This is a genomic window from Corynebacterium yudongzhengii, assembly GCF_003065405.1.
GTDB lineage: Bacteria > Actinomycetota > Actinomycetes > Mycobacteriales > Mycobacteriaceae > Corynebacterium > Corynebacterium yudongzhengii.
Window position 1 is genome coordinate 969,354 of record NZ_CP026947.1, and the last position, 12,514, is coordinate 981,867.

Below are 12,514 nucleotides of genomic sequence, written 5' to 3' on the forward strand. Positions count from 1 at the left end.
AGATAGGTGCCCCGTTGCTATCTAGAGCATAACTGGATCTGCTGTTCTTTCGGACAGGCAGCGTCACCGTAACGCGCAGGACTTTGCCAATACGCGGGGAGGGTGCGGTTACGAGAAGGGTGACACCGCCACCTTTTGCTATGAGCTGTTGCGCACAGTGGTGGGGAGGGAGGACATCGCCACTGTGGTCCGCTCCGAAAAGCGCACCGAGCACCGAGGATTTATCGACGTCACCATCGCTGACGCGTCCTGGACGCGCGGCAAATCTCCCAGAGGCTAGGTCGGCTGAGCCCTCTGCCGCCCACCAGGCATTGGGCGCGGCTGTAGGGAAGACCTATGGCGTAGGCTTCTCACACCTTCCCGGTGCTGAGCGTGAGGTGGCCATCGTCAATCACCTCTTGGAGCTCTACGCGCAGGCTACGAAGCAGACGTAGGGAGCCGCTGCGCTACTCGAAAGCTACTCGAAACGTACTCGAAAACTGCGGAACAGCAGTTGAGCAGCGTAAACAAGCGAGTGCGCATTCTACTCGAAAACGTTTCGAGTAGAATGTCGGCATGGCTAGTTGGTTAACACGGCCAGAAGATCAGTGGTTTGAACGGAAATCGTTTCGTATCAAGCCCCGAGACCTGGCGAAGGCAATTGTAGGGTTCGCTAACGCGGAGGGTGGCATTGTTGCTGTCGGTATCCGTGATCGCTCCTACGAAGGTGAACCAAGCCCCAAACAGGAAAACGAGCTTCGCCAAGCCACTTTCGATCACACCGATCCAACAAGTTAGCGTCAACATTCGCGAAGAAGAATCCGACGGCAACACACTGCTATTGTTCGTTATCGAGCCTAGCGCCCGCGTGCACTACACCATGGATGGTGGATGCTACCTTCGCGTCGGTGACGAAACCCGCACTCTAAATCTGGATGAAACGCTAGAACTGCGCTACACCAAGGGCGAACAACAATTTGATGCAACGCCCGTACCCGGCGTCGCGATCAATGAGCTTACCGGCGTGGAGGGGTACGCCCAGAAGATTGGTTCCTCCACCGCCTATGATGCCTTGCGGGCACGCCACCTGATCACCTCCAAAGACGAGGTAACCACGGCCGCATACCTACTGTTCCACCCCAACCCGCAACAGCGGTTCCACAACGCCCACGTGCGCGTGTTGGTGTGGAATGAGTCGAACCGCTTGACCGGGCATCAGCAACAGTTGGCGCAGGATAAACGTTTTGAAGGCTCGCTACCTGAACAGATTGAGCAGGCACAGCTCTTCATCCTCAGCGTATTGCCCAAGGTGAGGCGCCTAGATAGCGGAGGATTTTTTGAGGAACATACCTTAATTCCGCATGAGGTATGGCTCGAAGGTCTCGTCAACGCAGTAATTCACCGCTCGTACAGCCTGATTGGTGACCACATTCGCTTCGAGGTTTTCCCGGACCGCATCACTGTCTCTAGCCCAGGACGCTTTCCGGGGCTGGCGGATCCCTCCCGCCCAGAATCGATCGCCAGGTTCGCACGCAATCCGTTAATCGCCCGCGTGATGACTGAATTGAACATGGGCCAAGAATTGGGTGAGGGCATACGTCGCATGTTTGCAGGAATGCGAAGAGTGGGCTTCCAAGACCCCATCTACCAGCAGACGAGCGGCAGCGTGGTGCTCACGCTTTCGACCATCCAAAAGCTTAACGACGACCTCCTAGCTTCCCTGCCCAAGCATTCCGGCGTGGTGTTAGAAGCTCTCCAGATGCGCGCGGTGCCCATGTGTACTGGTGAAGTTGCTGATGCTGTGGGTGTCTCTACGCCCTCGGCCCGTAAGTCGCTGCAAGCATTGCGCCAAGCAGGGGTTATTCAGGTTGCGTCCGTTAGCGTGGTGTATCTGTAGCCCGCGGTAAGTCTTGTGCCGGTGTGCATGAAGGCGACCATCGCGGGTACCTTTCGAATCAACTTCTACCTATCCTCGAAAGGAAGTACCCTGCGATGGCCGCTGACCCTCATCATATCGATCCGACCGCGTATCTCGAAGAGCTACTGACTCAAGCGTCCCCAGATTTGATGCGCCAAATGCTCTCGGACTTCATCAACCAAATCCTCTCGGCTCAGGCCGACAGCGTCTGCGGTGCTGACTACGCCACTGTTTCTCCGCAGCGCACCAACACCCGCAATGGCTACCGTCACCGCCAACTCGACACCCGTGTCGGCTCCATTGACGTCGCTATCCCAAAACTACGCACCGGGAGCTTCTTTCCTGATTGGCTTGTGGAACGACGCAGCAGAACCGAACGGGCCCTGACCACAGTGATCGCCACCTGCTACTTAAAGGGTGTCTCCACCCGCAGGATGAACGACCTGGTCGCAACACTGGGGATCACCAACCTGTCGAAGTCCCAGGTCTCTGACATGGCCAAAGAACTCGACATCATGGTCGAGGAGTTTCGAACCCGCCCGCTTGATCAGGGCCCGTACTACTACCTGTCCTGTGATGCGGTGACCATGAAAGTTCGTGAAGGCGGACGGGTAGTCACGACCAGCGTGCTTATTGCCACCGGTGTCAATAACGACGGCTACCGGGAGCTTTTGGGCATGCAAGTAGCAACATCAGAGTCCGTGGAATCTTGGACCGGGTTCTTCCAGGACTTAAAAGCCCGCGGACTTGGTGAAGTCTACCTCGTCACTAGTGATGCCCACCTGGGTATCCAGGCCGCTGTCGGCCAAGTTCTTCCTACTGCCGGTTGGCAGCGGTGCCGAACGCATTTTGCCAAGAACCTTTCCTCGAAAGTTTCCAAGCGCGGGTGGACGACGTTGTCGGGGATGTTTCATTCCATTTTTCAGCAAGCCGACGCCAGGTCCACGTGGGACCAAGCCCGGGAAGTAGTAGAGTTCTGTCACCAGCGTTTCCCAGAAGTAGCCGGATACGTGGAAGAGTCGTTGGATGAGATCTTAGCGTTCACGAACACGCCGAAAGCTGTGTGGACGAAGGTGTGGTCGAATAACCCGACGGAACGACTCAACCGGGAAATCCGCCGGCGTACTGACGTTGTCGGCATCTTCCCCAATCGGGCCGCGGTAGTACGACTCGTCGGGGCAGTGCTCGCCGAGCAGCATGATGATTGGATTCAACAAAAGCGCTACATGTCACTGGCAAGCCTGGAACAAACCCGAAAGCTTATCGTCGCCAACACCGTCGACGCGAGCAACACCGTCACGACCGAGGGAGCGGCCTAATGCACAGCAACCCAGCCCGCGCCGGTCCCCGACACCCCCTCCACTAGATTCCAATGATTCAGGAAGGACAGATACACCACTCCCGCGGACTTGACCGTTATTCAGTGGCAGGGCAAGGGACCTAACGATCCGCGCGCGGCGTGGTTCGTTGAAGGGCCGCTGCGCTAGTAGAAAGCTACTGGAGAATCTTTCGACCGTTAATCTTTAGGAAGATGTCTTTGGGATCATGCGTCTCACCTATGACCACCAAACTGCTGCCGCCTACCTCACGCTGGGTAAGCCGAGCGCACTAGGAGAAGCAGTCCAACAAGCGCCACTCATCGAAAGCCCAAACGGGCGAACGCAAGCAAGTGACCTTCGACCTTGATGAGGGCGGATTCATTCTTGGCTTCGAAGTCCTCAACGCTTCCGCTGGTCACCTTGCTTCATCCTAGGTCGGTCATTGCGCGCAGCATTTCTTGGACATCGGTACCACCTACGCGGAGATGAGCCCGGGGTTGAACGTGATTATTATGGCGTCACCGTTTTCGCTTCTTCGGCGAGGATGGCGTAGGTGATCAGCCAATGAGTCGACATGAAATCAGCGGCGACGAGTTGTTGGCGTGCTTTCTCAAATAGCTCGTCACTAACAGCGGTGATGCTTCGGTCAGCGCCAGCGAAGTGGCTTCTTAGTGCTCTCAGCATCCAAGCTCTGGTTAACGCCAGCCCAAAAAGATGGGCTAGCTTCCCATCTTCGAGATCAGAAACCTCGGGGATCTCGGAATAGAAACAAATTGTTTCCCCGGGATCATCGAAGAAAGCGTCAAACCAATTAGCGAACTCACGCTCATCGAGGATGCTCTGCATGAATAGTGCTTCGCTGAGGCTGGCGGAGACGGGTCAAGTCCGCGGGAGTGGTGTATCTGTCCTTCCTGAATCATTGGAATCTAGTGGAGGGGGTGTCGGGGACCGGCGCGGGCTGGGTTGCTGTGCATTAGGCCGCTCCCTCGGTCGTGACGGTGTTGCTCGCGTCGACGGTGTTGGCGACGATAAGCTTTCGGGTTTGTTCCAGGCTTGCCAGTGACATGTAGCGCTTTTGTTGAATCCAATCATCATGCTGCTCGGCGAGCACTGCCCCGACGAGTCGTACTACCGCGGCCCGATTGGGGAAGATGCCGACAACGTCAGTACGCCGGCGGATTTCCCGGTTGAGTCGTTCCGTCGGGTTATTCGACCACACCTTCGTCCACACAGCTTTCGGCGTGTTCGTGAACGCTAAGATCTCATCCAACGACTCTTCCACGTATCCGGCTACTTCTGGGAAACGCTGGTGACAGAACTCTACTACTTCCCGGGCTTGGTCCCACGTGGACCTGGCGTCGGCTTGCTGAAAAATGGAATGAAACATCCCCGACAACGTCGTCCACCCGCGCTTGGAAACTTTCGAGGAAAGGTTCTTGGCAAAATGCGTTCGGCACCGCTGCCAACCGGCAGTAGGAAGAACTTGGCCGACAGCGGCCTGGATACCCAGGTGGGCATCACTAGTGACGAGGTAGACTTCACCAAGTCCGCGGGCTTTTAAGTCCTGGAAGAACCCGGTCCAAGATTCCACGGACTCTGATGTTGCTACTTGCATGCCCAAAAGCTCCCGGTAGCCGTCGTTATTGACACCGGTGGCAATAAGCACGCTGGTCGTGACTACCCGTCCGCCTTCACGAACTTTCATGGTCACCGCATCACAGGACAGGTAGTAGTACGGGCCCTGATCAAGCGGGCGGGTTCGAAACTCCTCGACCATGATGTCGAGTTCTTTGGCCATGTCAGAGACCTGGGACTTCGACAGGTTGGTGATCCCCAGTGTTGCGACCAGGTCGTTCATCCTGCGGGTGGAGACACCCTTTAAGTAGCAGGTGGCGATCACTGTGGTCAGGGCCCGTTCGGTTCTGCTGCGTCGTTCCACAAGCCAATCAGGAAAGAAGCTCCCGGTGCGTAGTTTTGGGATAGCGACGTCAATGGAGCCGACACGGGTGTCGAGTTGGCGGTGACGGTAGCCATTGCGGGTGTTGGTGCGCTGCGGAGAAACAGTGGCGTAGTCAGCACCGCAGACGCTGTCGGCCTGAGCCGAGAGGATTTGGTTGATGAAGTCCGAGAGCATTTGGCGCATCAAATCTGGGGACGCTTGAGTCAGTAGCTCTTCGAGATACGCGGTCGGATCGATATGATGAGGGTCAGCGGCCATCGCAGGGTACTTCCTTTCGAGGATAGGTAGAAGTTGATTCGAAAGGTACCCGCGATGGTCGCCTTCATGCACACCGGCACAAGACTTACCGCGGGCTACAGATACACCACGCTAACGGACGCAACCCGGAGACGAAATCGTGGGCACTGAGTTCCCACCCGTAAGGGTAGTTTTGGTCATTCAAATACCAGCTAACGCCGACTTCCCGGATCCTCTCACAGAGATCCTTCAATCCCAGTTTCTTCCCAGCTTCGTGCGCCAAAAACAGGCTTAAGGCCGTGTTGTCATGGACCCCGTGGCGTACTGGCAGAGGCATCTGCGGCAGCCAATCTAGAAAGTGCGTAGCCACCTGGTGAGCTAACGGCACAAGCGCGCGGAACCACTCCGTGGCTTCTTCAAAGTTTGCCTGCTTGCATGCCGCGGCTAATTGAAGGGCCCAAGCCCACCCGTAGGGCCGTTCGTACCCCGAGTGCTCGCTCAAATAAGCGGTCTCTACCGCAATTGCGTCGACATTTAGACGTCCTGCCAATTCCTGGACTAAGTCTTGGCGGATAGCTCCGGAGGGGATGATGTCTAGGAGTTTTACAGCGGAGAATTGCATGTGGACACTTGAATGCCAGTCGAAGCTTCCCCAAAAAGCGGGATGAAGTTTGTGCGGAACCACGGAGCAATCGTTGCGGTTACCGCGAACATGGTGCATCGACGCGGGGTATTCAGTCCTCAGGACCACGGTGATTTCTTTTGCCCACTCTGTAGCGGTGGTGGGATTTATCTGCATCATGATCCTTTCGTTGGCCAGACCGTGCCTGCGTAGATTCAGAAGATAGTGACGCAGACGTTATTTATACTGGCAAAAATATGCAAGGGATTTTGAGGATGTCCAGTCCTTTTTCGTCGTGGATCGACGAGCTCGTTAAAGGTCGACGGCGGTCTCATGCAATCGATGCTGTCCTCGAGGAGCTTAAACAACGCCCCGAAGAACTCGCCTTTGCGACGGTCCAAGAGATGGGGACAAGGCCGAGGTAGATCCGGCGACAGTGGTACGGACAGCAAACCTTCTTGCCCACCAGGGGTGGGTCGTTTTTTGTGTCGGGTTCCAGGGCGAATTTCTCGAGCATCTAGCGACTGGTCAAGTCGTCAGGAGGCCTCGGGCTTACGGGCCCTACATGGGATCGATTCAATTCTGGAAGATGCGAGAGTGATTGATGAGCTTGGCGGCCGGGGCCGGATGGCTGCTACCAACTACCCGGAAACCGTCACTGCCGTCTTGCCGGAGAAGTGCTACCAACAAACCGCAGCTGACGCGGGCAAAGTTCGCGGAGGCTATGCTGGCAGAGCTCTACGAACCGGTCAATGATTGGCTCTACCCTGAGCTCACCGCCGCCCACCAGGCATTGGGCGCGGCTGTAGGGAAGACCTATGGCGTAGGCTTCTCACACCTTCCCGGTGCTGAGCGTGAGGTGGCCATCGTCAATCACCTCTTGGAGCTCTACGCGCAGGCTACGAAGCAGACGTAGGGAGCCGCTGCGCTACTCGAAAGCTACTCGAAACGTACTCGAAAACTGCGGAACAGCAGTTGAGCAGCGTAAACAAGCGAGTGCGCATTCTACTCGAAAACGTTTCGAGTAGAATGTCGGCATGATTAGGTGGTTGATACGATGCGCGCCTACACTGTCGACTTCAGCGATTTTCCGGATACCGAGCGGGAGAACTCCACCGTCAACCACTTGTCTGAGCTAAACGCGGAGGCGGTTAAGGGATAACTGCTGCCGCGTAGTTAAGCAGGTCGCAGCGGCGTGATCGACTGGAGATCGCTGTCGATCATCTGTTGCTCGCGGATTAGATCGAAGCGGAACTGTAGGCTCATCCAGAATTCCGCTGTGGTGCCGAAGTATCGCGCAAAACGCAAAGCGGTATCTGCTGTTATCCCTACAGTGCCATTAAGAAGTGCCTCGACCTTTTCCAATGAAACGCCGGTTGCTGAGGCGAGGTCGGCGGAAGTGAGGTGAAAAGGTCGAAGGAAATCCTTCTCCAAAACCTCACCAGGATGGATAGGAGTGGTGACGCCATCACCAGTGTTCATCGGCGAGTTCGACATGGTGTGCGCTTCCTTCCGCTCACAGCATGGCCCCGACTAGGCGTTGAAGTTTATCTCCTAGTGGTACTCGCAAACCTATTTCCCACAGTGTTGGCGTCTTTGAATGAGACGGTGAAGGCGGGCGGTCGTCGTAAAGCGAGTCGAAGCGGTAGGCGCTGCGCGGCCGAAGGCCCCCGAATAACCCCTAAACGCCTACCTTCTCATGTTTGCCGCCCTCACTGGACTCCGGCGCGTCGTCGAGCTCCGGGCGGCGCCCCGGCCACCAGAACGAGCCGTTGAGCTTCTGCACGACCGCGGGGATGAGCAGGGTACGCACGATCAGGGTATCCAGCAGCACGCCGATGCAGATCACGATGCCCACCTGCGCCAGCACCACCAGCGGCAGCACGCCGAGCGCGGCGAAGACCGCCGCCAGCAAGATACCGGCCGAGGTGATCACGCCACCCGTCGACGACAGTGCGGTGAGAATTCCGCGGCGCGTGCCCACCTCGTCGGCGTCGTCACGCGCTCGGGTAATCAGGAAGATTGAGTAGTCAATACCGAGGGCAACCAGGAATACGAACGAGTACAGCGGGGTAGTGGAGTCGAACGTGTCGAAGCCGAAGACCCCCGTGGAGATCCACCAGCCGAGGCCGAGGGCCGCGACGTTCGTCAACAGCACCGAGGCCACCATGATCGCCGGTCCGACCAGTGCGCGCAGCACCAGGACCAGCGAGATGAAGATCAGCACCAAAACGAGCGGGAAGATGAGCATGCGGTCGCGCTTGGCAGAGGCTTCGGTGTCGTCGAGCTCAGCGTCCTGGCCGCCGACCAGCGATTCGGTGCCGGCGAGGGCGTCGCGAAGCTCCGCCGTCTCCCCGCCGGAGACCTGCAGGATGTCCCACCCCGCGGCAGGTTCCGCCGGCTGCACCGACACGCCCTCGATACCCTCGAGGGCCTCGGTGGCCGCGTCCACGTCCTGGGTCGCGACGAACGCCGGGGTCGCCGATTGGTCCGGGAACTTCTCGCCGAGCTCCGCGGCCGCCGTGATCGACTCCGGGGTGTCGATGAACTGTTCTTCCTGGCTCAGCCCCGTCGAGATCTGGGTGACGCCAATGCAGGCGACGAGCAGGCCGGCGAAAGAGAACGTCGCCACCCGGCCCGAGCGCTTCGACACGAAGGAGCCGATGCGATCCCAGAGCTGGTGCTCGACCGTATCGCCGTATTCGGGGCGCTTCGGCCAGAAGATCCAGCGACCGAAGAGCAAGAGCATGCCCGGCAGGCAGAACAGCGCGAAGAGCAGTGCGATGCCGACACCCGAGGCCGAGGCCACACCGAGCGAACGCGTCGTCGGGGTCGCAGAGACCAGCAGGCACAACACACCCACGGCGATAGTGAGCGCAGACAGCGTCACCGTGCGTGCGACGGGTGGCCAAGCGGCGGCCATGGCGTCGAAACGCGAGCGATGCTTGGTCAGCTCGTCGCGGTAGCGCGAGATCAGCAGCAACGCGTAGTTCGTGCCGGCGCCGAAGACCAGCACGGACAAAATACCCAGGATCGACTCGTCCCACGTCATGCCCACAGACGCCAGCACCCAGGTGACCACGACCTGCGCGGTGCGGTCCGCCACCGCGATGACCAGCAGCGGGATGATCCACAAGATGGGGGAGCGGTAGGTAACTACCAGCAGCACTGTCACGATGACCGCCGTGACGCTGAGCAGCAAGAACGACGCGCCGTCGAACACGTTCGACAGATCCGCCTCGATCGCCGCCGGGCCGGTGACCTGCGCGGTGACGCCTTCGCCGACGGCGTCGCTGACTTCGGCACGCAGCTCGTTGACCGCGTCGGCGTTATCGGTCAGGCCGTTGGCCTCGATCTCGGCGGGCACGAGTGCCGCCGTACCATCCTCGTTCGGGATCAGCGGGCCGCCGACCTCCTCGGCGATCGGCTCCAAGCTCGCGTAGTCGAGGTTTTCGCCCTCGATGAAGATGAGGGCGGTGCCGCCGTCATTGCCCGGTTGCTCGGCGAGGATCTCGGAGACGCGGGTGGCATCCGCGTCGTCGGGAAGCGCCGCGGTCTCGTTGACTGGGGCCGTCGCCGAGCCGGCGAACATCGCACCCGCTCCGAGAGCAATCAAAAGCAGAGCGATCCAGCGCAGGATGGCGATCTTCGGGACACGCGAATCAGCTGACATCAGTACTCCTGATAGGCGGTGATGGCATCGGCGGCGGCAGCGACGAGAAACGCCCGCGTATCCGGGTCCTTCGCGTCGGCGGCCGCAGCGCGCCAGGCAGCCAAGAGGTTCTCCTCCTGGGCCGTAATATAGTCGTCACCCGGCTCGGCCTCCTCGAAGGCGTAGCCCGCGGCGGCGGGCGGGGCGTCGGGAAGTGCGGTGTTTAAAACGTGCAGGCGGCGCTGGTGCTTATCGACGAGGTCATCCACCGCCTCCGGGCGCGAAGCAAACGCGCGGGCGGCCTTTAAACCATGCACCGCGGCGTGTTCGCGCTCGATCATCCCAGCGACGATCTCGTGATCGCCCTCGCCGAGGGAGGTATCTTCCAGCGGGGTGGTATCCAGCGCGGCGAGATCGATCGCCTGATCGACGACCAAGTCGTGCGACTCATCGGGAACCGCCGACAGCAGGTCGTAGTATCGCTGCAAAGATGCCGGCGAGGGCTGGGTCTCACCGGCTCCGTGCTCGACCTCGCAGCTAGGCGGCACTGCGCCGGTGTCATCGCGGCCGCAGAGGCGGGCGATTTCGGCGTAGAGCTCCTCGGCGTGATCGTGGCGCAGGCGGGCGATATCGCCTTCTGTGGCGATGGTGTCTGCTTCCGCCTGGTGGGCGAGCTCGACCAATGAGGAATCCGGCCGCGGGCCGAAGATTTCCGTGACCGAGCAAGCGCTCAACGTCGTAGTCACCATGAGGGTGGCTGCGACTACGAGACGTCGACAAGCAGCTGTAAACACGTGGGAACCCTACCACATATAATTATGTTCATGGCTTTTCCCACCTCCGCAGAACTCACCGAGCTCATAGCCCCCGTCACCGAGGCGCGCGGACTCGACGTCGAATTCATCAAGGCCTCGCCGGCCGGCAAGAAATCGACGGTGCAGATCCGCCTCGACGCCGACACATCGCCGACGCTGGACGAGCTGGAGGAGATCTCCAACGATATCGGGGAGCTTTTCGACGCCGCCGAGGCCTCCGGTCGCGCCAACTTCGGTGCGGGTTACACGCTCGAGGTCTCCACGCCGGGCACCGATCTGCCGTTGAAGCTGCCGCGGCACTGGCGGCGCAACCGCCACCGGCTGGTCAACGTCAACGGGCGGGTCGGCCGCGCCGGCGCGCTCAATGACGCGGAGGACGAGGTGATCGTCGTCTACCGCTCGAAGAAGCAGCTGTCCATCGAATCCCTGCCGCTTTTGGGTCAGCACAAGGCAGTGGTAGAAATTGAGTTCAACGAACCACCCGAAGAGGAGCTCGAGATCACCGGGCTCAGCTACGACGAAGCCTTAAAACGGCGAGAGGACAACAAGTGAATATTGACATCAACGCGCTCCGCGACATCGAACGCAGCCAGGGCATCCCCGTGGCCGACATGCTGCAGACGATCGCCGGGGCGCTTCTGCGTGCCTACCGTGACTACCGCGGCCAGGGCCCCGAGGCGCGCGTCGACATCGACTCCGAGACCGGCGATGTCACCGTCGTGGTCACCGAGAAGAACGACGAGGGCGAGGTGCTCAGCGAGTTCGACGACACCCCGACGAACTTCGGCCGCCTTGGCGCCACCGCCGTGCGCGAGGCCATGCTGCGGCGCCTGCGCGAAGCCGAGACCGGGCGCACCTATGACGAGTACTCCGGTTACGAGGGCAAGGTCGTCAGCGGCGTCGTCCAGCGCGACATGTACGCCAACGAGCGCGGGATCGTCGTCGTCGAGCTCGGCACCGAGCACGACGCCCAGGACGGCCTGCTGCTGCCCGCCGAGCAAATCCCCGGCGAGAAGCTGGAACACGGCGACCGCGTGCTCGCCTACATCGTCGGCGTGACCAAAACGGACGTCAAGGTCCAGGTCAACCTCTCGCGCACCCACCCCGAGCTCGTGCGCGGCCTGTTTGAGCTCGAGGTCCCGGAGATCGGGGAGGGCTCCGTCGAGATCACCGGCATCTCCCGGGAGGCCGGGCACCGCTCGAAGGTGGCCGTCGTCGGCCGGGCCAAGGGAATCAATGCCAAGGGCGCCTGCATCGGCCCGCGCGGCCAGCGCGTCAGCAACGTCATGAAGGCGCTGGGCGGGGAGAAGATCGACATCATCGACTACAGCGAGGACCCGGCGGTGTTCGTCGGCAACGCGCTCGCGCCGGCGCGGGCCGTTCGCGTCGAGATCACCGACGAAGAAGCCCAGCATGCCCGGGTGACGGTGCCGGACTATCAGCTGTCTCTGGCCATCGGCAAGGAAGGGCAGAACGCGCGCCTGGCGGCCCGGCTGACGGGCTGGAAGATCGACATCCACTCGGATGCCGAGTAGCGCGGCGAGTTCATTTTCTGTTCGTTTTGGCGTAAGCTGGCCGGTGGCCCACATGCCGGTCACAGGAACTGACACGCTAGTTTGCGCCACGAAGGAGAGCACTTGACGGATTCGCCCACGGCTCCGATAAGGACCTGCGTGGCTACCCGCAAGCGCCTGCGTGACAGTGAGCTTTTGCGTGTTGTGTACGACGCTGAGGCGAACGCGGTGATCGCGGACCCGCGGCGTCGGAAACCCGGCCGCGGGGCGTGGATCACGCCGAGCCTCGAGGCCTTAGACCTGGCTGAGAAGCGGCACGCGTTCGCGCGTGCCTTCCGTGTGAAAGGCAACGTGAACACTGGTCATGTACGCAACCACCTCGCAGATATTGCAGACGGACCCGAGATTGTAAGGACGACCTAGCACTGATGAGCGATCAACGATGATGAAGCATCAGCGATGAAAGTCACAACACACCGCTAGAGGTCTGCTACCGCT

Annotated in this window: 12 protein-coding genes and 1 pseudogene; 7 read left to right on the forward strand and 6 right to left on the reverse strand. The window is 60.0% G+C overall.

The window, feature by feature from the left end:
• Positions 1-555: 555 nt before the first annotated feature.
• The 3 genes from C3B44_RS11885 to C3B44_RS04455 all read left to right on the forward strand — a co-directional run bounded on the left by C3B44_RS11885 (position 556) and on the right by C3B44_RS04455 (position 3,216).
• Positions 556-777, forward strand: coding sequence for an AlbA family DNA-binding domain-containing protein (locus C3B44_RS11885; RefSeq protein ID WP_235840520.1), 222 nt, complete (start codon positions 556-558; stop codon positions 775-777).
• A complete protein-coding gene (locus C3B44_RS04450) occupies positions 671-1,876 on the forward strand; it encodes an ATP-binding protein (RefSeq protein ID WP_235840521.1) in 1,206 nt (401 codons plus the stop codon). The genes C3B44_RS11885 and C3B44_RS04450 overlap by 107 nt, the downstream gene beginning before the upstream one ends.
• Before the next feature lie 95 nt (positions 1,877-1,971).
• Entirely contained in the window at positions 1,972-3,216 is a 1,245-nt protein-coding gene (locus C3B44_RS04455; protein ID WP_108430557.1) for an IS256 family transposase, read from the forward strand.
• A gap of 510 nt (positions 3,217-3,726) precedes the next feature.
• Here the strand turns inward: C3B44_RS04455 and C3B44_RS04465 are convergent.
• The 3 genes and pseudogenes from C3B44_RS04465 to C3B44_RS12170 all read right to left on the reverse strand — a co-directional run.
• Positions 3,727-4,077 (reverse strand): annotated as a pseudogene (locus C3B44_RS04465) (DUF2891 family protein); the annotation flags it as partial.
• A gap of 112 nt (positions 4,078-4,189) precedes the next feature.
• Positions 4,190-5,434 carry an IS256 family transposase gene (locus C3B44_RS04470; RefSeq protein WP_108430557.1) on the reverse strand — a complete coding sequence of 415 codons (1,245 nt, stop codon included), beginning with the start codon at positions 5,432-5,434 and terminating at the stop codon, positions 4,190-4,192.
• 85 nt (positions 5,435-5,519) lie between these two features.
• Complete coding sequence (locus C3B44_RS12170) at positions 5,520-6,215, reverse strand: DUF2891 family protein (RefSeq protein ID WP_108431326.1); 696 nt, start codon at positions 6,213-6,215, stop codon at positions 5,520-5,522.
• Between the two features lie 424 nt (positions 6,216-6,639).
• On the opposite strand from C3B44_RS12170, the gene C3B44_RS12120 reads away from it, so the two are divergent.
• Positions 6,640-6,951, forward strand: coding sequence for a type IIL restriction-modification enzyme MmeI (locus tag C3B44_RS12120; protein ID WP_328588294.1), 312 nt, complete (start codon positions 6,640-6,642; stop codon positions 6,949-6,951).
• Positions 6,952-7,211: 260 nt separating this feature from the next.
• Here the strand turns inward: C3B44_RS12120 and C3B44_RS04485 are convergent, their stop codons facing one another.
• The 3 genes from C3B44_RS04485 to C3B44_RS04495 form a co-directional block, all read right to left on the reverse strand.
• Positions 7,212-7,532 (reverse strand): HigA family addiction module antitoxin, encoded by a 321-nt coding sequence (locus tag C3B44_RS04485; RefSeq protein ID WP_108431328.1) that lies wholly within the window; start codon positions 7,530-7,532, stop codon positions 7,212-7,214.
• 184 nt (positions 7,533-7,716) lie between these two features.
• Positions 7,717-9,708, reverse strand: coding sequence for an MMPL family transporter (locus C3B44_RS04490; RefSeq protein ID WP_108431329.1), 1,992 nt, complete (start codon positions 9,706-9,708; stop codon positions 7,717-7,719).
• Positions 9,708-10,481 (reverse strand): hypothetical protein, encoded by a 774-nt coding sequence (locus C3B44_RS04495; protein ID WP_146183487.1) that lies wholly within the window; start codon positions 10,479-10,481, stop codon positions 9,708-9,710. The genes C3B44_RS04490 and C3B44_RS04495 overlap by 1 nt, the downstream gene beginning before the upstream one ends.
• Positions 10,482-10,511: 30 nt before the next feature.
• Here C3B44_RS04495 and rimP point away from each other — a divergent pair, with 30 nt between their 5' ends.
• From rimP to C3B44_RS04510, 3 genes are all read left to right on the forward strand, one after another.
• Positions 10,512-11,054 (forward strand): ribosome maturation factor RimP, encoded by a 543-nt coding sequence (gene rimP, locus C3B44_RS04500; RefSeq protein WP_108432552.1) that lies wholly within the window; start codon positions 10,512-10,514, stop codon positions 11,052-11,054.
• Entirely contained in the window at positions 11,051-12,037 is a 987-nt protein-coding gene (gene nusA, locus C3B44_RS04505; protein ID WP_108431331.1) for a transcription termination factor NusA, read from the forward strand. The genes rimP and nusA overlap by 4 nt, the downstream gene beginning before the upstream one ends.
• Positions 12,038-12,175: 138 nt before the next feature.
• Positions 12,176-12,439: a YlxR family protein gene (locus C3B44_RS04510; protein ID WP_412841958.1), complete on the forward strand. Its 264-nt coding sequence runs from the start codon at positions 12,176-12,178 to the stop codon at positions 12,437-12,439.
• Positions 12,440-12,514: the final 75 nt, after the last annotated feature.